The organism is Anabaena sp. EIM26 (genome assembly GCF_057568715.1).
In genome coordinates this window covers 3,891,968-3,912,241 of the sequence record NZ_CM172472.1, presented here as the reverse complement: position 1 = coordinate 3,912,241, position 20,274 = coordinate 3,891,968, and the positions used below count along the sequence as shown (strand labels likewise).

20 protein-coding genes and 2 pseudogenes are annotated in these 20,274 nt (G+C 37.4%); 13 read left to right on the top strand and 9 right to left on the bottom strand.

Annotation, left to right across the window (positions count from 1 at the left end; translation table 11 throughout):
• Positions 1–22 precede the first annotated feature (22 nt).
• Positions 23–619: a hypothetical protein gene (locus AC012T_RS16940; protein WP_015214599.1), complete on the bottom strand. Its 597-nt coding sequence runs from the start codon at positions 617–619 to the stop codon at positions 23–25.
• 214 nt (positions 620–833) lie between these two features.
• Between AC012T_RS16940 and AC012T_RS16935 the strand changes: the two genes are divergently transcribed.
• Both AC012T_RS16935 and AC012T_RS16930 read left to right on the top strand, forming a co-directional pair.
• Entirely contained in the window at positions 834–1,463 is a 630-nt protein-coding gene (locus AC012T_RS16935) for a sigma-70 family RNA polymerase sigma factor (protein ID WP_487059935.1), read from the top strand.
• Between the two features lie 90 nt (positions 1,464–1,553).
• Positions 1,554–2,639: a tetratricopeptide repeat protein gene (locus AC012T_RS16930; protein WP_487059934.1), complete on the top strand. Its 1,086-nt coding sequence runs from the start codon at positions 1,554–1,556 to the stop codon at positions 2,637–2,639.
• A gap of 51 nt (positions 2,640–2,690) precedes the next feature.
• Here AC012T_RS16930 and AC012T_RS16925 read toward each other — a convergent pair whose 3' ends face one another.
• From AC012T_RS16925 to AC012T_RS16915, 3 genes are all read right to left on the bottom strand, one after another.
• Positions 2,691–3,308: a hypothetical protein gene (locus AC012T_RS16925; protein WP_487059933.1), complete on the bottom strand. Its 618-nt coding sequence runs from the start codon at positions 3,306–3,308 to the stop codon at positions 2,691–2,693.
• An 82-nt stretch (positions 3,309–3,390) separates the two neighbouring features.
• Positions 3,391–3,822: a DUF2267 domain-containing protein gene (locus tag AC012T_RS16920; RefSeq protein ID WP_487066638.1), complete on the bottom strand. Its 432-nt coding sequence runs from the start codon at positions 3,820–3,822 to the stop codon at positions 3,391–3,393.
• Positions 3,823–5,082: 1,260 nt separating this feature from the next.
• Positions 5,083–5,472 carry a 6-pyruvoyl trahydropterin synthase family protein gene (locus AC012T_RS16915; RefSeq protein ID WP_487059932.1) on the bottom strand — a complete coding sequence of 130 codons (390 nt, stop codon included), beginning with the start codon at positions 5,470–5,472 and terminating at the stop codon, positions 5,083–5,085.
• Positions 5,473–6,002: 530 nt separating this feature from the next.
• Here AC012T_RS16915 and AC012T_RS16910 point away from each other — a divergent pair.
• The 4 genes from AC012T_RS16910 to AC012T_RS16895 all read left to right on the top strand — a co-directional run bounded on the left by AC012T_RS16910 (position 6,003) and on the right by AC012T_RS16895 (position 10,864).
• Positions 6,003–6,518, top strand: a complete 516-nt coding sequence (locus AC012T_RS16910; protein ID WP_487059931.1) for a sterol desaturase family protein — start codon at positions 6,003–6,005, stop codon at positions 6,516–6,518.
• A gap of 722 nt (positions 6,519–7,240) precedes the next feature.
• Positions 7,241–9,922 (top strand): EAL domain-containing protein, encoded by a 2,682-nt coding sequence (locus tag AC012T_RS16905; RefSeq protein WP_487059930.1) that lies wholly within the window; start codon positions 7,241–7,243, stop codon positions 9,920–9,922.
• A 135-nt stretch (positions 9,923–10,057) separates the two neighbouring features.
• Positions 10,058–10,240, top strand: a complete 183-nt coding sequence (locus tag AC012T_RS16900; protein ID WP_487059929.1) for a hypothetical protein — start codon at positions 10,058–10,060, stop codon at positions 10,238–10,240.
• Between the two features lie 201 nt (positions 10,241–10,441).
• A complete protein-coding gene (locus tag AC012T_RS16895) occupies positions 10,442–10,864 on the top strand; it encodes a hypothetical protein (protein WP_487059928.1) in 423 nt (140 codons plus the stop codon).
• A gap of 236 nt (positions 10,865–11,100) precedes the next feature.
• On the opposite strand, the gene AC012T_RS16890 is transcribed toward AC012T_RS16895, so the two are convergent.
• Positions 11,101–12,027, bottom strand: coding sequence for a 1-aminocyclopropane-1-carboxylate deaminase/D-cysteine desulfhydrase (locus AC012T_RS16890; RefSeq protein ID WP_487059927.1), 927 nt, complete (start codon positions 12,025–12,027; stop codon positions 11,101–11,103).
• A 76-nt stretch (positions 12,028–12,103) separates the two neighbouring features.
• Here AC012T_RS16890 and AC012T_RS16885 point away from each other — a divergent pair, with 76 nt between their 5' ends.
• Positions 12,104–12,676: a pyridoxamine 5'-phosphate oxidase family protein gene (locus AC012T_RS16885; RefSeq protein ID WP_487059926.1), complete on the top strand. Its 573-nt coding sequence runs from the start codon at positions 12,104–12,106 to the stop codon at positions 12,674–12,676.
• Positions 12,677–12,905: 229 nt separating this feature from the next.
• On the opposite strand, the gene AC012T_RS16880 is transcribed toward AC012T_RS16885, so the two are convergent.
• The gene (locus AC012T_RS16880) at positions 12,906–13,205 is read right to left on the bottom strand and encodes a glutathione S-transferase N-terminal domain-containing protein (protein ID WP_487059925.1); all 300 of its coding nucleotides are present in this window, start codon (positions 13,203–13,205) and stop codon (positions 12,906–12,908) included.
• 263 nt (positions 13,206–13,468) lie between these two features.
• Between AC012T_RS16880 and AC012T_RS16875 the strand changes: the two genes are divergently transcribed.
• From AC012T_RS16875 to AC012T_RS16865, 3 genes are read left to right on the top strand one after another with little or no spacing between them, the layout of a single operon-like run.
• A complete protein-coding gene (locus tag AC012T_RS16875; RefSeq protein WP_487059924.1) occupies positions 13,469–13,894 on the top strand; it encodes a GNAT family N-acetyltransferase in 426 nt (141 codons plus the stop codon).
• A 4-nt stretch (positions 13,895–13,898) separates the two neighbouring features.
• Positions 13,899–14,363, top strand: coding sequence for a cupin domain-containing protein (locus AC012T_RS16870; protein ID WP_487059923.1), 465 nt, complete (start codon positions 13,899–13,901; stop codon positions 14,361–14,363).
• Between the two features lie 35 nt (positions 14,364–14,398).
• Positions 14,399–15,394: an alpha/beta fold hydrolase gene (locus tag AC012T_RS16865; RefSeq protein ID WP_487059922.1), complete on the top strand. Its 996-nt coding sequence runs from the start codon at positions 14,399–14,401 to the stop codon at positions 15,392–15,394.
• A 152-nt stretch (positions 15,395–15,546) separates the two neighbouring features.
• Here the strand turns inward: AC012T_RS16865 and AC012T_RS16860 are convergent, their stop codons facing one another.
• Positions 15,547–16,170: a TetR/AcrR family transcriptional regulator gene (locus AC012T_RS16860; RefSeq protein WP_487059921.1), complete on the bottom strand. Its 624-nt coding sequence runs from the start codon at positions 16,168–16,170 to the stop codon at positions 15,547–15,549.
• A 122-nt stretch (positions 16,171–16,292) separates the two neighbouring features.
• Here AC012T_RS16860 and AC012T_RS16855 point away from each other — a divergent pair, with 122 nt between their 5' ends.
• The gene (locus tag AC012T_RS16855; protein WP_487059920.1) at positions 16,293–16,649 is read left to right on the top strand and encodes a darcynin family protein; all 357 of its coding nucleotides are present in this window, start codon (positions 16,293–16,295) and stop codon (positions 16,647–16,649) included.
• 58 nt (positions 16,650–16,707) lie between these two features.
• A pseudogene (locus tag AC012T_RS16850) lies at positions 16,708–16,833 on the top strand (ribonuclease HI); the annotation flags it as partial.
• Between the two features lie 76 nt (positions 16,834–16,909).
• Here AC012T_RS16850 and lysS read toward each other — a convergent pair.
• Both lysS and AC012T_RS16840 read right to left on the bottom strand, forming a co-directional pair.
• Complete coding sequence (lysS, locus tag AC012T_RS16845) at positions 16,910–18,496, bottom strand: lysine--tRNA ligase (RefSeq protein WP_487059919.1); 1,587 nt, start codon at positions 18,494–18,496, stop codon at positions 16,910–16,912.
• 69 nt (positions 18,497–18,565) lie between these two features.
• A pseudogene (locus AC012T_RS16840) lies at positions 18,566–18,778 on the bottom strand (MBL fold metallo-hydrolase); the annotation flags it as partial.
• A 323-nt stretch (positions 18,779–19,101) separates the two neighbouring features.
• Here AC012T_RS16840 and AC012T_RS16835 point away from each other — a divergent pair.
• On the top strand, positions 19,102–20,157 hold the full coding sequence (locus AC012T_RS16835) for a cyanophycinase (RefSeq protein WP_487059918.1): 1,056 nt from the start codon (positions 19,102–19,104) through the stop codon (positions 20,155–20,157).
• The last annotated feature ends 117 nt before the right edge of the window (positions 20,158–20,274 follow it).

Here is a 20,274-nt window from a genome sequence, read left to right as displayed (position 1 = left end):
CTGTGAGGGGGAGACCCCGCCCCTACGCTGCGACTTCAGCTAATTCAATTACGCGCCCTTCGTAATCTTTCACCAAAAAATTCAAGGGCTTTTGGTTGCGAATTTTAAACTTCAAACCCCGTGTTTCCACACGCATTAAAATCAATTCCAAGCAGTCGCGGTCAAAACAAACGTGACGTTGCTGATTTTTAAGTCCCAAACTTGCACCAGTAATGATGTGTAGTTGGGTATTTTTCTTTAATTGATACCACAACCCATCATTGGCGTTATTCATCATTTTATTTGACCAACTGGGACTCGCGGACATATAAAGCGGGTCTATCCCTGTTGCACCAATGGTTTGTTCGTAGTTGTAGTAATAGTGCAAAGGTACTTCTGCTGCTGGCAAATCTAGCAACCCTTCATACAACTGTCGGGCAATTTCTAAATCCGACACCATCACAGTATGTACCTTGGGGGCGCTGGTCAGGAACATCCACATTGCGCCAGCATAGGCCGCCAGCAACATGATCATAATGCCCTGGGTAGAGAAGAGGCTATCCAAGGGCAAAGAAGGTAAAAAAGAGCCTACAGTAAAATGACTAACCAAGAATGGTATCAAACTAGCTGCTATAACCATGAACAAACGAATATTATATGAGGGAGCCGCTTTTAGTAATGTCGATTAAGACTAACAATAAGTCCTCTTTTTCTAGTTTATCTCATACTCTGAGGTCGGTGACAGAGAAGAGAGAACAGGGAACAGGAAGAAGTTTACCCATTAACAATCACCCATTACCCATTACCCATTACCAATTAACCTGTATATTTTAACCACTACTATTTAAAGGCTTGTGCAAATTCCTCACTTTCCCGAAGCTAATCACCCTCTGGTGAAGTCGCTGTTTCATCACAGTGACCAAGAATTGCTGAGTCTGTTTCAGCGTTATCCAGATTATGGCAAGTACTTTACGGTGATTTTTTGCCGCTATAGTCCTATAGTCTACACCTTGATTCAACATTCAGCGCGATCGCCTGTTCAAGCTGATTATCTCTTTGCTCTCACCTGGCGACATATCTATTATGAACTCGGTGGACTCGATTTAACTAGCCAGCAAACAGGACAGGAAACCCTAACCCTGCAAAACTGGTTAATCAACATCACCGCTGTCTGTATTAATGAAATTAAACTACCCCCAACGGAGGCTATTCATTATTCACTCAAAGACACTTCTCCACCATTATGGTGCTATGTAGCACAGGCATTAGACCAAATGCCACCAGTAATACGTTTGATTGTTTTGATGGCGCAAACTTTCCACTGGAGTGAAACTAGAATCGCGGCTTATCTTCAAGCTGAAGGAGAAAATTTTTCTCCGATGGAAGTAGCCAATTTTCTGGAAGAAGGCTATCGTATACTAGAAGACAAATTACCTCCTGATATTCGCGCTATTTACTTAGGCGAAGAAGTAAGTCAATTCTAAATTTAGGTATAAATGCGACAGTAGCTCTTCTAGTATTAAAAATTAAACCTTTTTCTTAGACCTTCTACTATAATTTCACCGATAAGCATTATGAAACAGGGTCATTTATTTCCAGGGCAGACAATTTTAAATTTAGATCTTGAAAAATTCAAAGTTGGTATTTTTTATCTTGTAATATCCGCTTGTTTTTTCAGTCCCACGGCTGCAAATGCTATTGATATTACCAAACAAATCCATCATCCTTTAAATCATCCTATTGGCAGACAATTAAATATTAGACCACAAAGAGAAGAAGCTGATAGATTACTGCGTTTAGGTCAACAACAATATACATCAGGAGCTATTGCTAAAACAATTGAATCAGGATTAAAAGCACTGGAGATTTATCACTCTCTTGGTGAGATGAAAGCGCAGGGTTTAACTTATGATTTACTGGCTAGTGCCTATATTCAATCAGGTAATCTCAAAGATGCAGAAGATGCTCTTCGTCGTCGGGTAGGGATTGCTCGTGATAATCAAGACTTTGAAAATCAGATTTTTGCCCTCAACAATCTTGGTACACTCTTGCTGCAAAAAGGTGAACCAAAAGCCGCAGGAGAAACTATTCAAGATGCGCTGGTAATGTCTCGCAATTTGGAAAACATAGCAGGACAAGGACTTTCTCTTAGTAACTTGAGTCTGGTATATACAAGATTGGGTGATTATAACCAAGCAATTAAACTAGCTGAAACTGCTTTAATATTCCGCCGGCAAACTGGTAATGTTATTGGTGAAATAAACACTCTCAATAACTTAGGTGATGCCTACCTCAAAGCCGGAGACTATCAAAATACCATAGGTACTTATGGGGCAGCAATGCGGTTAGCTAAAATCAATTTTAATCGTCCTAACCAATTACGAGCAATTGATGGTTTAGTTACGGCTCATTCTGCTGTTGGTCGCTATGAACGGGCTTTAGATTTACTAGAACAACGGTTTGAGGTTGTTAAATTCCTACAAAATCCCGTCGAAGAATTGAAGTATTTAACATCTTCTGGGCAAATTAATGAAAAATTAGGAAATTATGCTAAAGCACGTAATTTTTACCAACAGGCAATTTCACTAGCTCGGAAATTAGAAGATGTAAAACAAGAAGCAAAATTGCTTGATAGTTTTAATAATTTGCCAAAACGTTAATTTTTTTGTGATTGATAAATTAGTTAGGAACTATTAAAACTGAAGAAAGAACTAATTTAAGAAAACTGAACCATTAGCTTGAATTCTCATTGCGCTTTTATCTTGGTTGACATCAGTTGTTTCTTTCAATGTCACTTCTAAGGTTCCTTCTTCCTGAGTAGCTTTAGGAGTCACCATTAGTAGTCCTCTGTCTTCTCGTTGAAATGTCACCGTTATTGGTGTGCTTAAACCTCTTAAATTCGTCCTTGAGTTACCTGCTAATATACGTGGTGCTGTATCACCAATCACCTGATAAGTAATGTTTGCTCCTGTATCATTGATCAATACGATATTTGCTTTATCATTCACCAGCGCAATTTTCGCACTGGGTTCTTGTCTTTGTTCTGGTGCTGCGGGTGATTCACCACCAACACCTAAGTTTCTTTGATTTGGTGATGGGGTAACAGGAATTAATCCTTGTTCCATGCGTCTGAGTGTTAAAGCATTGGGAGGACATCCTTGGGGAACTAATACTCGATTGTTATGTGGTTCTTCGTAGAAAATTCTGGGACATGGGTTAACTTGAGAAGTAGTTTGTTGTGCCATAACTACTTGTGGAATGATCGGTAAATAAATCAGTAATCCACCACAAAAAGTCCCAATTAATTGAGAATACTTGTAAATATTCATATTTGTCTCCTATTAAAATATTTGAGGATGGTGACAGGGGAAGTGAGAATGATTCTACTTACTAATCTTCCCAGTCGCTTTCTTACGCTTCTTCCCAGAGTTGGCGAATTTTATCAGGTAACCAGGTAGAAATTTCTTGAATTCGTTCTGGTGATAATTCGTCTTTTGTTGCTGAAAAAACAGCTTTAACTACTTCCTCTCTGTCTACAGTTCCGGGCATTCCAGCTTCATTTTCAACTCTAAATAAAAAGCGATCGCTATCAATCTTAAAAATGCCAGGCCCTTGCCAAGGTGGACGGACTCGACTCAAAAAGGCCACAATTGGATTGGTATCATGCCATAAATCGGCAATTTCTAATTGCAGAGATTTATCTGTAGTGACTTCTGCGGGTTCATGCAGTTCTGCTTCCACTCTGTCAGCGGCTTCTGTTGTCATTAAATCGCGCATTACCCGAAAGACAACTTCGGTTACATCTCTGGCATCAAAAATATCTGGTAAACCACTTTTTGCCATGACTTTTTCTAAAAACGGCAAGTCTTTATCAGCAATAGCTACTGATGGTTTTTCTGCTGAGTCCTGCGGAGGATTAGCTTCTAGTTTCTCTAACAGTTTCTGTCCTTTTTCCGTCATTTCTGCTTTTTTGAAGGTAATCAAATGTGGTAAAAGCCCATCTGGTGCGCCGAGAGTATTGGCAATTCGCAAGTCAAATTCCTGGGGATGAATTATATCAGGAACGTCTTCTTGAGTTGCATAAGCGTTGCCTGTAAACTCGGCATTGATATAATGCTTTTGATTTAAGTAATCTAAATGTCCCAAAAATTCGGCTATTGTGATTTGATGATGAGGAAAATCAGTTTGATGAAAGTGAACTTCATGCATTCCCTGCCCAGTTTCATTAATTTTCTTGAGTAAGGTATAGGTAATATTGTTTCTGATAGTAATTGGCATGAGTCGCTTTGCTCCAATTCAAATTTAAACATCTAAAATGTAGGCAATTTCCATAGGCTAAACTTGCCTATAAATTAATTCTTAATAGTCCTGCTTATCTCAATTAGAGTTCTCCAATTAAAAAAATATCCCAAAATTTCTTGTGGTGCGGGCATCTTGCCCGCTAATAATACAAGGACGGGCAAGATGCCCATCCCACAAGATTGGATCATCTTTTTTGTGGAGTTCTCTTAATGGTTAAAATTACTACTGACCGCCAATAGATGAATGCTCGCTTTTTTAGTTTCAATTACTTGTATAGTAATCATCTAGTATATTTGTCTTCATCTATCAGAAGAAACAAATATAGCGTTTCCCAGTCTAATGAAGTACACACCAATTTATTCCCTGTTCCCTGTTATAGAGGTTTTTACTTGAGTGAGATACAATCAAATGTACTACAAAAAGAAAATGAGTAACCTTTGGCGTTAGAAATGAAAGCATATTCTCTAGATTTACGAATAATAACGACAATTTTTAATGCCAACCTACTTAAGACTTGCTGTTCGCGTAGCGTGCCGTTAGGCATAAAAGTCTTTCCGTTAGGGCTATACTCAAAACGGCTTAATCATTTGATTCTATAGGTAGGGGTAATTCATGAATTACCCCTACACATCTAGGGTTTTCCCAGGTTTAGAAAAGTCCAAGACCTAACCGTGTTTAGTATATAAGTCAGGAGTCAGGCAATACTGTTCAATTAAGAATTTTCGTAGGTTGGGTTGAACAAAGTGAAACCCAACAAACCCTACTTAAATATGAGCTTTTTCTGGTATGAATTACGAATTATTAATCATCTTCATACTCTGCCCAAGAATTAGGAGTTTCTGATACTGCTACCTTGAGTTTTACATCCGCTGGTAATCGCTTTTTGGTTTCATCATAAATATATTTAGCAATCATCTCCGCAGTTGTTTCATATTCAGGGGGTAAAACTTCATTAAGAATACAGTGATCTAGTCCTCCTTGGGTTACATCTTTTTTAGCCCAACGTAAACTTCTAAAATCAGCAACCATGACTGGGTGAGGACAGTATTCTGAAGAATGTAATTGTGATGATTTTGCTTCAATTTTTACTTTATAAGTATGACCGTGCATTCTTCCACATGGTCCTTTATAGTCTTTGATGTAATGGGCGCTATCAAATGTGAATTCTGTTAATAATTTCCATTTAGGCATCTTAAATACCACCTTTAGTAGTCGTGCAAGTTGAAGAAGGATTTAGGAGTCAGAATTAATTATTTGAGAATATACTGCGGCACTAGTTACAGATTTACCACCCAATTAAAGATTACTAAATCATATTAGACTGGTTTTAGAATATAGCAATTTGATTTGTGTTCAAAAATAGCTAAATGTTTCTGTATAGGTAGTGATAACCAATTTTTAAAGAATACTATTTGAAAAACAAAAATTGAATAAAGCTTAACCTAAATTTGTACCGATGTTAACTCAATCTTTGCTCATGCTGTATGCCTTAGTAAGAAGATTGTAAGCAGCAAATAATGAAATCCAGTATATCTGTTTAGTTGTAGATGTATAGTTTACTTTACCTCCTCAGCAACAACCAAACGGTAACTGTGATTAAGAAATGTAAAGCAGCTTGAGTGTTGTAATTAATAAGCACTTAATTATGACATAACCAGGCCTCGCATAAGTTTTGATTTATTTTCGCTGTGCAGTTTTTCTATCAAACTTAAGGAGTATAAATGCTTGAGGCTATCGCTGTTGCTTGGTTGTTACTGTTTTTAGGCGATTTCCTGTCAACTTTTTTCTACCACATACCTGAGCATATTTTTGGCAGCCTCCACCTGACAACACACCACTCATGGAAAAAGGATTTCCGACACTATGCTATTTTAACATTCAATTTTCAGGTGCTTTTAGATGGTGTATTAGGAGCTTTTCCGTATCTCTTTGTAGCAGTATTCCTGTGGTCTTTATCTCCAGTTGGTGTTATTTGTGGTTTACTGTTTGGTCAGTTTCATGTGTGGTGGAGACATATCACTGCTTTAGGTTGGCAAACTCCTCAACCTGTGACTTTCCTCTGTCAGTTGTTATTTATCACTACTCCTGAACAGCATTGGTTACACCATCAAAAAACTAATTTGGGCTTCGGTGATATTTTCACATTTTTTGACCATCCAGCTAAGATTTGGATGCGCTGGTTGCGTTTAGTGCGATTTCATCTGCGTGATTATTTAGGTACTCGTGTTTCTAGCTAATTTGCACGGGTGTTGCTTCTTCATGATGATTTTAAAAAAAGAATAAGGTTATTAGACGCGTATTTTTGCAATGAGTTGGCGAAGTACGCGTTTAAGCTTGAAATCAAACTTATTAATTTTCATCAGGAAAGATCTAGGCTATCCCCTGTTGACTGAGAGTCTTCTTCAAAGTTGTGCGATCGCAGTTTCCATAAAAATAGTACGTATTATATATATATTACTTTTTTTTAAAATCCTAGTATTTTTACTTAATATACCCAATACTAATTCGTATAATATTATGATAAGCTCATAAATATATTATCTTACATCAAATTAATAAGTAATATTTTATACTTTATTTATTATTGAAATGGGAATAAGTTGGGTAGAGAAAATAATCAGTTCCATACCTTAGGTGTGATCAATTGGGATGAGTGCAGAACATAAAACAATCTGCTACTGGTCTGAAATGAGAAATTTGGTGTAATATGTTCTGAATTAACTGTAATATCTTGTGAATCACCTAAAAGAAATTTGCAAAAATCAGATTATATTTTTATTAGCAATATAGTTTTTTTTGCAGCGTATGATTTACCACTCAATTTAGTCATGAAAGGCAAATAATAAAAAATAATGGATTACCTTGTTGAAATTCCAGGATATGAAAGTGAAAAATTATATCCATTTATATCCATATTTTTCATGACAAATCAACAAATATGAAAATTTAAGGAATAGCTATGGCAGAAAATGAACGGGAGAAAATTCGGCACTTACTGGTTGTGAGTGATCCAGAAGGACAGCGAACCATCCCCCTGCTAGAGACTACTTACTCTCTAGGTCGGGATATCAGAAACGCCATTGTTCTGAGATCTAGATCTGTATCGAGACAACACGCAATTTTATTGCGTGTCACTATTCCTAACACAGAAAAATATGGATTTCGGATTATTGATGGTAACTTCAATGGCAAAAGAAGTACTAACGGCTTAATTATTAATGGCAGTAAATCTTTTTCTCATAACCTCCAACATGGAGATATTATTGCCTTTGGTAATCCCCAAGCGCAAGCTCAATATTATGCCATTTCTAACCTATCAGAAGAAGAATTTAAACAATCGTGTAAAGCGTCTGACTTGTCTGGATTTTTAGCAGCACAAGGAGATCCTGTTAATCCTTTTGACACTCTAATTGTTTATGAAGACAACGGTGAAGAATCTGGAGATTCTCTGTTAACTCGACTTGCTTCCTTTCCAGAACTCATCCCTAATCCAATTATCGAAATGGATTTAGAGGGAACAGTCACCTATCTTAATCCAGCAGCAGCGCTTAAATTTCCAAGACTGAGGGAAATCGCCAAGAAACACCCAATTTTGGCAGGACTGGTGAGTGAAGTTGAAAATCAAGAAGGTAGAAATAACTCTTTTGTCAGAGAAGTAGAAGTCAACGGTGAAATATTTGAACAATCCGTTCATTACTTACCAGAAAGCGATTTAATTAGAACTTTTATTATCAGAGAGATTACGGAGCAAAAGAAAGCTGAAGCAGAACTGCAACAACGCGATCGCTTGCTTCAAGCAGTTGCTGAAGCTGCTAATTATTTATTGGCAGAAATGAACTATGAAATAGCAATAGAAAAAGCACTTGCTACATTTGGGGCAGCGGCCAATGGCGATCGCATTTACCTCTTCCAAAACCATCCCCATCTCACCACAGGGGAAATGGCCATGAGTCTACAATTTGAATGGACAAAAACTGGCGTAGCACCATCCCAACACCGTTGGCAAAATCAGCCTTATCAAACTTCCGGACTAGGAAGATGGTACAACACTCTATCTATGGGAAAGCCCATTAGTGGACTTACCCAAGGGTTCCCCATTGCAGAACAAAGAATCCTGCGCCAAGATCAAATCAAATCCCTATTACTTGTACCCTTGCGATTAGAAGATGATTTTTGGGGCTATCTTGGGTTAATAGACTGTACCTTAGAGCGTATTTGGTCAACCCATGAAAAATCAAGCTTATTGACGATGGCTGCAATTATTAGTGGCGCTCGTCAGCGACAGCAAGTAGAAGCTAAAATTCGCTATCAAGCCCTACATGACCTACTCACCGGATTGCCCAATCGTTTGCAGTTTAACGATATACTAGCTCAAACTATAGATAAAGCAGACGAAGATCAAAAAAGTCTAGCTGTAATGTTCCTCGATCTAGATCGCTTCAAAATGATTAATGATACTTTGGGACACACACTAGGGGATGAACTATTACAAAACGTAGCTAAAAGACTCACAAACTCCCTAAGACCGGGAGACACTATTGCCCGCTGGGGAGGTGATGAATTCACCATCTTGCTGCCCCAAATTAGTAATAATCAACAAATAACCCAAGTAGCTGCCAAAATTTTACAAGCCATAGAAAAACCCTTTCATCTACATGGACACGAACTGTATATAAGTTCCAGCCTAGGCATTTCACTTTTAAATAAACATAGTCCTGATGCCGAAACCTTAATCCAGCACGCAGATGTCGCCTTATATTATGCCAAAGACGAAGGCAGAAATAACTACCAATTCTACAGAGAATCGCTGAGTGCAAGAACTCCCGAACTCTTAAGTTTAGAAAAAAGCCTACGCTATGCCCTAGAACGTGAAGAATTTATCGTCTACTACCAACCTAAGATAAACATCATCACCAGAAATATTACTGGCATGGAAGCTTTATTGCGTTGGAATCACCCTGAAATGGGAATAGTCGCCCCTAATATCTTCATTCCCATAGCTGAAGCCAGCGGATTAATTATCCCCATCGGTGAATGGGTATTACGGAAAGCTTGTACTCAAAATAAAGCTTGGCAAGATGCTGGCTTCTTACCCATGTCCATAGCCGTTAATCTTTCTCCCAAGCAATTCCGTCAACCCAATCTCGTAGAAACAGTAGCTGCAATTTTAGAAGCAACGGGACTTGAATCGCAATTTTTAGAATTAGAAATCACAGAAACAACAGCGATAGAAGATCTCAACTTCACGCAAATTGTGTTAGGAAAATTACAGCAAATGGGTGTACTCCTTTCCATTGATGACTTTGGTACAGGTTATTCTTCCCTTTCCCGCTTACAGGTTTTACCACTCCACAATTTAAAAATTGATAGATCATTCATCAAAGAATTGACAAAAGATAATACAAATAACAAAGTAGCCCATATCATCACAGCGATCGTCGCCTTAGGACGTAGTTTAGGTTTAAGACTAATTGCCGAAGGAGTAGAAAAATCTGAAGAATTAGAGTTTTTGAAGTCAATTAAGTGTGATGATGTACAAGGATTTCTATTCCATCGACCTCTTTCTGTTCAACAAGCAACAGAATTAATTATCAGTAAATCTAAGATCTCTAAGCAATCCCCACCCTCATCTGAGTCCTGAGTCCTTACCTCGCTACTCAACACAGCGCTACCGTATTCTGTAAGTGTAGCCATACCCATAGGGATTTACATCACTGTTTGAAGAAATTTTTGAATAAGCATTTACACCGCATACAATCCATTTGGAGGAATACTAATGAACCGTTCAAAAATAGTTGCTATTATTACAGGTGCGATTTCTGTACTACTAGCGATCGCCTATCTAATCATCATCCAAATCCTTGACTACCGGGACATGAAACCTGCACCTATTAGCCAACTGAACCCACCAGCAGTCATTGCCAAAAGCAATTCTTCTAATTTGTATTTAGAAATATAGAGAACCGCTATCAAACAAATTCTTAATCCATATCAGATTGTCAGTTGCACTACAAAACTCTCTAAAACAGTGCGTTAGGCTGGATTTGATGCACTTTAATAAACTGCATTAAACATAGTTTATAGGTTGTATTGTTGCCAATAAACAAAATAACCTCACTATGAGAGTTCGCAATCTAAAATCCTAAATTGGTGTAAGCCTGTGTCTGATTTAGCACTATACAAATATCTCCCCCGTCTTCCTGAAGCAGCACTGCAAGAATTTACAGAATGGTGTGTTTTAGAGCAATCGAAAGCCGCAAGATTAGAATTTAAACCTGATGAAACTAAGTTAAAAAACTTAGCCCCAGCAGATTATTTAAAACAACTAATTGACCAATTTATGAAAGTAAAACCAGACCCCATTAGAGCCGGTCTAGTAGCCGTAATTGCTGGCAAAGAATCTGATCAACATAACTTGTCAGGTTTAGCAGCTATAGTTGATTTCGTCTCACTTTACGTTAAATATTTAATTCCTAAAGACGGTACTGATCCAGAGGACGCAGAAGGGATATTAGCTAAAGCATCACAACATCAGTATGAGCAACTCACAGAAATTGCTAAAAAACACAATGTAGTTTTATAAATAACTACCGTTTCAATACCGTTCCACAACTCAACCTAAATCCTAATTCTTCCGTAGCGGTAATTCATGAATTACCGCTACTTTATCTCGTTTATCTTGTTCCTAGTCTCTGGCTGGGAATGCCATTTCAGAGGCTCTGCCTCTGCTTTAATAGAAGGCAGAGCCTTCTAGAACTCATTCCCATACTCTGTATGGGAACGAGAAGAGTGAAATCCTCTTTTTACAAGGCTTTTACGTTAAGTTGACAGTAATTTTTCTTGAATGCCGATATTTCCCTGTAAGCCGCCAGTATGTATTAAAAGGATACGTCCTGGTTGAAAATATCCTTGTTGGAGTAAATTCATCACTCCATAAAACATTTTTCCCGTATATACATAATCTAATAGTATGTCCTGTTCTTCCTTGAAATTTTGACAAAAGCTTATTAATTCCTCGGTTACTTTTGCATAACCTCCAAAATGGTAATCACATATCAATTTCCAACTTGCGGGAAAATCAACGGGTGCAGGTAAACCAGAAACAAGATAATTTTGTAATAAACTATTGATTTCCTCTGCGAGAAATTCCCCACCTTTCAATACAGGAAAGCCAATTACTCTCTGTTTTAAATTTAATGATAGGACAATACCAGCTAGAGTTGTCGCTGTCCCACAAGCTAGACAAATAGTATCAAATCCTGCTGCTGTTTTAAGTATTTCTGTACAGCCACGCACACCATTAAGATTACAACCACCTTCAGGAATAATAAACACTTCCCCAAAGCGTTGCTTTAACTCTTCCTGTAGTTGATTTGTGTTGCGTTGACGGTATGTTTGACGGTTTACATAAACTAGCTGCATACCCTTTTCTACCGCAAAACTCAGCGTGGGATTAAGAGGTAAAGTTTCTTCACCACGAATTACCCCAATAGTCCGAAAGCCAAACAAATTACCAGCTGCGGCTGTAGCAAAAATATGGTTAGAATAAGCGCCCCCAAAAGTGAGCAGAGTTGATAGATTTTTTGCTTTTGCCTCCAAAAGGTTATATTTCAGTTTGAACCACTTATTACCATTAACCTGTGGGTGCATCAGATCAAGACGTAATACGTATAACTCTACACCAGCCTTATCTGCTATTTGACTATTAATTTGCTGTATAGGTGGAGAAAGAAAGATGACCGACATTTAAATTCAGCCTTGCTAAATTACCAATTAAGAAATAAGCTGGATAGGGAAATTGCCACACTTAATTAAACAGTATATGGCTAAAGTTTTTGACTATATCACTGAAGAACTGCAAAAATTTATTGCAGCCCAACACCTATTTTTTGTAGGTTCCGCACCTCTAAGTTCTACAGGCCATGTTAACCTTTCTCCCAAAGGTTTAGAAAGCTTTCGTATCCTTTCGCCAAACCAAGTAGGTTACTTGGATGCAACAGGAAGTGGCAATGAAACCTCAGCCCATTTGCTAGAAAATGGTAGAATTACATTTATGTTTTGTGCTTTTCAAGAACCGCCTTGTATTTTGCGTCTTTATGGACAGGGAAAAACGATTTTACCAGATTCTCCAGAATGGAATTTCTTCTATTCACTATTTTCTCCTATTCCCGGAACTCGACAAATAATAGTTGCAGATATTGAACGGGTACAAACCTCTTGTGGTTTTGCAGTTCCTCTTTATGAATATCAAGGACAAAGAGAAACTTTAATTAATTGGGCTAATAAAAAAGGAGAATCAGGAATTAAAGAATATCACCAGCAGAAAAATCTAGTTAGTATTGATGGTTTATTAACTCCCTTGTCTCAAGTTCACAATCAGAAGTTGGTTGATTAGTCAATCATGATTATTCGAGTTCATTAAATATAGCGTTCCTAACCTGATTTGGAAATTTTTTTTCTCACGCAGAGGCTCAGAGAACGCAGAGAGAATAAAGACAAGAGAGATTTTCATTGTTGATAGTGGCGAGATGATTAACTGAGTTGGTTATCTATCTTTTATTATGAAATTGGATTTTAATTAAATATCCAATCTCTAAAACTCGAATTTGGATATCACTTCAGATTCACTTTTTGCCGCCTAATGCCCTGGCATCCGTATTTTCAGGCCAGCAGGGTAAATGAGGAAATGTTTCTGCTAGATACTCACAAATAGCTAAAGAGTCCCACACAGTTATATGATCGTGAAGTAATACAGGTACTTTTGTAAATGGAGAATATAGCTGAAGTTGTGATAAAGAGTCTGAAGTGTAGAGAGGAATCCGAATTTCTGCAAACTCTAATCCCAATTGCTTCATAACCAGCCAAGGACTTAATGACCAAGATGAATAATTTTTATTACCAATTACCAAAGTAAGTTGTGTCATATTGTTTAATAGCATTCTCAGGTTACGAAATTATTAAAGAACGCAAAAATTTATTTTTCAATTATTGTAAACCCTATAACCTGTATGACGTTTTGACATAAATGTACCCATTCAAAAGTTAAATATTATTAAAGTTTTGACTAAAAATTACATTAAGTTCAAATTACCTATAGCAATCCTAAATGATTTATGAACGCTTTCTTTCCCCTGTTCTCTATTCCCTGCCCATACCAATCAGTTCTCAACTCAAATAGGATCGCTATATGAATTATCAAGTCGTTAATGAGTTAAGTGAAAACCAAATTTACCAACTTGTGGAATTATACAAAAATGAGTTTTGGAGCAAAAACCGTACATATCAAGGTGTTGTTAAGATGCTAGAGGCATCAGATATAATAATTGGTTTAGTCGATGATGCTGAAGAATTGATTGGTTTTTGTCGCGTCCTCACTGACTTTGTTTATCGAGGAACTCTTTATGATGTAATTATCAAACCTGATTATAGAAAAATGGGTTTTGGTGCTAAATTATTGGATGAAGTGACTAATCATCCTCGGTTAATAAAAGTAGAAAATATAGCTCTTTTTTGTTTACCAGAAATGTTCCCCTTTTATGAACAATGGGATTTTAAAAAAAGTGTGTATGGAATTGAGCTAATGTTTCGTGATGCCCAATTATTAGAAGAATAATACAATGATTATTAATTCAGGTAATGTACCTCGTCGGACAACTTCTGTTTATCCAGATGTATTTAAATCTCGAATTGCAGGACGAGTTAAACAAGCTTTGGGAAATGTAGCCGGATTGAAAAATTTTGGTGTGAACTTAGTTACTCTAGCACCAGGGAGTTGTTCAGCATTAAGACATTGGCATACTCAACAAGATGAGTTTATTTATATTATTCAAGGTGAAGCAACCTTAATAACTAATGCAGGTGAGCAAATCCTCACACCGGGAATGATGGCAGCTTTCCCAGCAAAAGAAGCAGATGGACATCAACTTGTGAATAAATCTCAAGAAATAGCCATTTATTTAGAAGTTGGAGATAGAACTCCAGGAGATTTAGTATATTATCCAGATGATGATTTAATCGCTAAATCTGGTGATGATGGTGGATGGATTTTTACACATCGAGATGGTGATTTGTATGAAATTTAATTATTAACACAATTCAATAATTTCAGGAAATTAAAATGTTAACATCAGATTTATTCAACTGGCAATCATTAATATTATTAGGAATTACTACATATCATCAAATTGCCAGCATTCAAGAAAAATCAAAAATACCACCCATAGGAAAGTTGATTGATGTTGGCGGACATAAATTACATTTATATACTTCTGGAGAAGGCAAGGTAACAATAATTTTAGATCACAGTCTGGGGGGAATAGATGGATATTTTTTAGTAGAAGAATTAGCGAAAATATCACGAGTTTGTATTTATGATCGAGCCGGTTATGGTTCTAGTCAATCAAGTAATAAACCCCGCACCAGTGAACAAATAGTTAAAGAATTACACATTTTGTTGCAGAAGGCAGAAATTGAACCGCCATATATCTTAGTTGGTGATTCTTTTGGTAGTTATAATATGCGTCTTTATGCTCATCTGTTTCCTGAAGAAGTTGTAGGTATGGTTTTGACAGATGGTTTGCATGAAAAACAGATGTTAGCAATGCCATTGAGTATGCAATTATTGAAGTTATTTTTTACAGGTTCTTTTTTTATCGCTTCCTTGGGTGCAGCATTAGGAATTGTCAGGTTTTTAGGGATAATAGGCGCTTTTGAAGTTATCAAAAAAGAACTGCATCAGTTTCCAACAACTAAATTAAAAATCGTGAAGCGTTCTTTTTATTCTTCACAACACTGGTTGACCATGTTTCGAGAAATGTGGAGTTTAAATACCAGCAGTCATCAATTGCAAAAAGCTGATTATTTTGGAAATATGCCAATTGTTAATATCAAAGCTACTAATTTTCTTAAGCTTGGTTTGGGAAGATTTTCTTTTTCAATTTCACCAGCAGATAAACTGCGTGATGCGATACAATCTAATTTGTTTTTACTTTCGACTGATTGTGAACAATTATTGACAGAAAAAAGTAGTCATTTTGTATGGATAGACGAGCCTGAAGTTATTTTGGCAGCAGTGAGAAGAGTTTTAGAGAAAGTTGAAAATACAAAGTATTAATTAACGTAAATAAATACAGCATTTTCACGGTATTTGCTAAAATAACAGCAATCCCAAGAGTAAAGGAAAAAGGGCTACTAACCCTGTTTTGTCAGATTGGGAAAATGCAATATTATACAGAAAGTTTCAGTATACTGAATAGTTATGCAGTTTTAATTTGTCTTTTTAAGGTAGAAAAGTAGCAGGTTGGAAACCTCCTCCCCAAACTGACTATTAGTGACAAAGTCTGGGTGTTCTAGAACGGCTGAGTGACACAAAGATTCAACTGTACGACCCAAAATAAAAACTGTCATTTCTAGATTGCGGAGATCAATATGATCATTCCACCGTTCAAGATAAGCCCGCAATAATCCAGCAATTCGTTCTTCCGCCCTCTGCATCTGCTGTAATCGTTCTGAACGCGGAATTTCCTCATTTAGTACTTGGTGTAATCGGGGATTGATGGCATGAGCGGCAATCACGACCTTGATGAGTTCTGGGATTGTCGTCTCTAGCGGCTGATCAAATAAATGACTTAGTTTTGATTCCACTAATTCAGCAATTTCATTAGAGTGTTGTTCCATCAGAGCTGCTATGAGCGATTCTTTGTTCGGGAAGTATTGGTATAACGAGCCAATACTGATCCCTGCTCGTTCCGCAATACGGTTTGTGCTGGCTCTGTCATAGCCTTCTTCAGTCAAAATGTGAGTGGTTGCTTCCAGGATGGCTTCAACGGTTATCCGAGAACGGTCTTGTTTTGGTAGTTTGCGGGGTGTTGTTGAACGTTTACGCGGCATGGAAACCACCTTAATCAAATGCGAGTTGGCAAATATGATAACTGGATCATATTATACGAGTAATTACTCGTGTTTGAGTAATTGACTATGAATACACCTAAAACCCTGTATCAGGAGAATGTATGACGACAATATCAGAAGAGCTAAAGCACACCTTTTTCATGTTGGTGAAGACAACAGCAACCTGGCTTCAAATTTCACCAAAGGAAAGATTTGAGTTCTTGGAGAAGACGATCTTACCAATCCTAAAAACACATCCATCTGTTCAGATGCGATTCTTTGATTCTGAAGCTTTTTCAGGCCGTTTTACTGATGTGCTGATGTGGGAGACATCCGAAATCCAGGAATATCAGTTTCTTGTTGAGAAACTTCGAGAGACACTTTTCTGGGGAACATATTTTGAAATTGTTGAGATTGTTCCAGCTATTGAGAATGCCTATGCTAACTACTATAAAGTGGACCCCCTATCTGTCTCATAGCCAAGTTGACGGCGCTGCATAACAATTCCATGGCCTGGAGCAGGGCGTTATACTTAAACCTGGAGGTTGCGGTGTAGTTGTCTACTTCCAAGATGGCTCAATTCACGAAATGGGAGACGCGTCGAGCCATACCAACAATAATAAAATAGAAATGCAAGCTGCGATCGCAAAGAGGATATTCCTCTATCCAGGTGTAAAGCATGAGTAGAAAGGCAAAACCTCATAAACTGTATTCCCTGTCAGAGACAGGGAACAAGAAATTAAGAAACTTCAGCTTTTTCCTTACCAGTATTCAAAGTTACAACATCTTGCAACCTCGAAATCACAAAAGACTTCTCTAAATAAGACAACAAACCTCCAGCTTTTGGACCCCGTTCTTTATTTAAAAATGATAGATACAAAGCCTTAAAAGCATTAGCTTGTTGAATCTGCAACTCCTTGGTAGTTGAGAAAATCAAAGTTTGCAATTCCTCCGCTTCCCAGTTAGAGATATTCTGCAAATTCTCTACCAATTTTTGCAAATAAGCAACTTGTTCCTCATTTAACTCATTGGCTTTATCTGGTACTTGTTCCAAATAGAGAACTAACTTTTCCTCCTCATCTGCATAGTCTTGTAACCACAATTGAGCAGCAGCAATTCTTTGATTAACAATTTGCTCATCATACTCAGTTAAAGGCTTTTGACTACGTTGTGTAACCTCTTCTTGAATATTTAAACGAGGAACTTGCAACAGAGAAATCAGTGTACTAAAGTCAAAAGGTTGAAAAGTCTTAACTTCATCTCCTAATTGCGCGTAAAATAACGGCATTAATTCCTCAGTTAATTCAGGAGAATTGGGATACTTGTTTATTAAAGTATCGTAGTCTCTGAATAAACGAGTAACCGTTTCATAATTAGGTGCGAAATTGATTACTGACCTGGGCTGAGTTCGCAACATCAAAAAGCGCAATAACTCAGGAGGAAGTAAAGCCGCAATTTCCTTTGCACTAGAACCAACTCCTTTAGAAGAACTCATTTTCGTGCCATTCACCAAAATAAATTCATAGGGAGAATGGAAAGGAGGTTGCTTTTGTAAAACCTTGCGAGAAATAGCATTTGCCACATCTCTAGAACCACCTTTTTGAGAGTGGTCTTTACCAGCCATTTCGATAGTTACACCCAATACATCCCACTTAGCAACCCATTCCACTTTCCAAGGTAATTTACCATTACCATCAAAAGGAGAAACCCAACCCGAATGACCACAACCTTTTACATAATCAGTTGCGTCTGGGTTACAAGTGTAAAAAACTTCTGAACCGTTGTAATCTGTAGTTACAGTTGTGGCAATTTTGCCGCAATTTTCACAAACAACTTGAAAAGGATACCAATTATTGGGACGGTCTGCTTTACTTACCTCTTTATATGCTTCTCTGACGAGATGAGCATTTTTCAAAAAAGTGTCGATATAGGAATTTAGTTTTCCAGTGCGATATAAATCCCGTAAAAAATAAGTCTCTGGTTTAATTCCTAAATACTCGAAGACTTCAAAAAATTCGCCAATGAAATACTTAGCGTAATCACTAGCTGTATCTTCTGGAGATGGAACATTACACAGTGGAAAACCAAGATAAGGAGCAAACTTTTCCTGATCTAAATATTTAGGAACAGTATCCAATGCATCATAGTCATCCACACCGTACAAGAATTTCACGGGCTTACCTGCGTGTTTCAAGGCACGGTAAATAACGTCATGGATAACCACACCCCGCAAAGACCCTACGTGTACTCTACCTGAAGGAGTCTTGGAATCATTAACTACCTGGTAGCCTTGTGCATCAGCAGCGATTTTATCAGCCCAAAACATTTGCCATATTTATTTTCACAATCTCTCTATTCTACCTCTATGATTCGTCATCAGTGATGAGTTAGTCAGCTATTGCCTTGTAATTGGTACTTTAGCGTTAAAAGTTTCCATAAAATCAATACACCTGTGCATCTGCTGTTGCATAGCCTCAACATCAGTATGAAAGCGTCGTCCGTGACTTGGTAGTACCCACTCAAAGGAGTAATTAGCCAATTTACGCATTGATTGAATTTGTTCTGACCAGGAATACCAGCAGAAATCATGAAAAGCCGCTAAGGAACGCAAATTTAATAACCTGCAATTCTGATTTAACGTGGAATGGTGCGTTACGCTGTCGCTAACACACCCTACTTTTGCACTTTATTTAATTCACATTCCTCTTAGCAGAAGTAACAAACTCTATCTAAAACATTATGCTAACAAAAATAATTCAGATTCAAGACTACCAAAAGCTATATGCTTACTAAGCAATTTGGCATAAAAAATTAACCATATAAACTCACACCACGAATTTCATTATTATTAATAATTTAGAAAACTGTATTTTTTGAACATAAAAGATGCTCAGAATTTGTCATTCTCAGTAAGTACCAAAGGTGATTTTTATGGTAAGACGAGAATTTGACTATATTAGAGAATGCGGGAAAGTCAATAGTACCTCTGCCAAACCAGTATTTAGCATTCTATTAATTGGCGGAGCAGAAGGGGGAAAATCTGGAGAAGATGCAGCTACTGAATGGTTCCTCAATAAAGCAGATCGAGGCAACTATTTAGTTCTTCGTTCCGGTGGTATTGGCAGACAAGCTGATTGGATTTGTGATCATTATAGAGATTTGATTACTTCATCTGCTGAACTTTCTATTGACAGTCGGGAAGCAGCTAATGATCCGAAAGTTATTGAATACATCCGCGAAGCCGATGCTCTATTTATAGCTGGTGGTGATCAGAATGCCTATGAAGATTACTGGGAAGGGACAGCTGTAGAAGATGCAATTAATTTTTTGATTAATGAAAAAAAAGTTCCTGTTGCTGGAACCAGTGCCGGTATGGCGATTTTGGGAGATTATTATTATGCACCTTCCCATCGAGGAGTACAGAGTTCAGAAATTTTAAATGACCCTTTTCACCACAATACAAAGGATATTTATCGCAGTGACTTTATTAAAGTCCCATTTCTCAAAAATGTAATTACTGACACACATTTAGACCGACTTAATAAAAATCATTCGGAAACAAGATATGGGAGACTTTTTGGATTACTGGCTAGAGTTGTTCATGATAGTAATCAACTTTCAGTTTTTGCTATTGGTTTAGAAGAAGGTGCATTTGTTGCCATTGATGAAAAAGGAATTGCTAAGGTATTTGGCAATGGCTCAGGTAAAGGAGAAGATGCCTATTTTCTAAAAACTAACGGTATAGTACCAGAACAAATTAAACATAATTTACCCTTAGTTTGGAATAATAACGGAAAAGCTGTTAAAGCTTATAAAATTGCAGGTACACCAGCAGGAAGTGGACAATTTGACCTCAATAATTGGTCAACTGCTTCTGGAGGAACTTGGGAATACTGGTTTACCACGGCGGAAACTCTGGTTTCAAAAGAAACCCAATCAATTAGTCTGAAATATTTAAGCTTAGGGAGTACCAAATCTCGTTCCTAGTCTCTGACTAGGAATGCTATCACAGAGGCTCTGCCTCTACTCTTATTGATAGCGGGATTTCGCTGTAAATCTTTACTATATCTCGTTCCTAATCTCTGACTAGGAATGCTATCACAG

Coding starts and splice junctions, on each gene's coding strand:
- AC012T_RS16940 (WP_015214599.1), bottom strand. CDS start 619: ATGGTTATAGCAGCTAGTTTGATACCATTCTTGGTTAGTCATTTTACT.
- AC012T_RS16930 (WP_487059934.1), top strand. CDS start 1,554: ATGAAACAGGGTCATTTATTTCCAGGGCAGACAATTTTAAATTTAGAT.
- AC012T_RS16925 (WP_487059933.1), bottom strand. CDS start 3,308: ATGAATATTTACAAGTATTCTCAATTAATTGGGACTTTTTGTGGTGGA.
- AC012T_RS16920 (WP_487066638.1), bottom strand. CDS start 3,822: ATGGCAAAAAGTGGTTTACCAGATATTTTTGATGCCAGAGATGTAACC.
- AC012T_RS16915 (WP_487059932.1), bottom strand. CDS start 5,472: ATGCCTAAATGGAAATTATTAACAGAATTCACATTTGATAGCGCCCAT.
- AC012T_RS16910 (WP_487059931.1), top strand. CDS start 6,003: ATGCTTGAGGCTATCGCTGTTGCTTGGTTGTTACTGTTTTTAGGCGAT.
- AC012T_RS16905 (WP_487059930.1), top strand. CDS start 7,241: ATGGCAGAAAATGAACGGGAGAAAATTCGGCACTTACTGGTTGTGAGT.
- AC012T_RS16900 (WP_487059929.1), top strand. CDS start 10,058: ATGAACCGTTCAAAAATAGTTGCTATTATTACAGGTGCGATTTCTGTA.
- AC012T_RS16890 (WP_487059927.1), bottom strand. CDS start 12,027: ATGTCGGTCATCTTTCTTTCTCCACCTATACAGCAAATTAATAGTCAA.
- AC012T_RS16885 (WP_487059926.1), top strand. CDS start 12,104: ATGGCTAAAGTTTTTGACTATATCACTGAAGAACTGCAAAAATTTATT.
- AC012T_RS16880 (WP_487059925.1), bottom strand. CDS start 13,205: ATGACACAACTTACTTTGGTAATTGGTAATAAAAATTATTCATCTTGG.
- AC012T_RS16875 (WP_487059924.1), top strand. CDS start 13,469: ATGAATTATCAAGTCGTTAATGAGTTAAGTGAAAACCAAATTTACCAA.
- AC012T_RS16870 (WP_487059923.1), top strand. CDS start 13,899: ATGATTATTAATTCAGGTAATGTACCTCGTCGGACAACTTCTGTTTAT.
- AC012T_RS16865 (WP_487059922.1), top strand. CDS start 14,399: ATGTTAACATCAGATTTATTCAACTGGCAATCATTAATATTATTAGGA.
- AC012T_RS16860 (WP_487059921.1), bottom strand. CDS start 16,170: ATGCCGCGTAAACGTTCAACAACACCCCGCAAACTACCAAAACAAGAC.
- AC012T_RS16855 (WP_487059920.1), top strand. CDS start 16,293: ATGACGACAATATCAGAAGAGCTAAAGCACACCTTTTTCATGTTGGTG.
- lysS (WP_487059919.1), bottom strand. CDS start 18,496: ATGTTTTGGGCTGATAAAATCGCTGCTGATGCACAAGGCTACCAGGTA.
- AC012T_RS16835 (WP_487059918.1), top strand. CDS start 19,102: ATGGTAAGACGAGAATTTGACTATATTAGAGAATGCGGGAAAGTCAAT.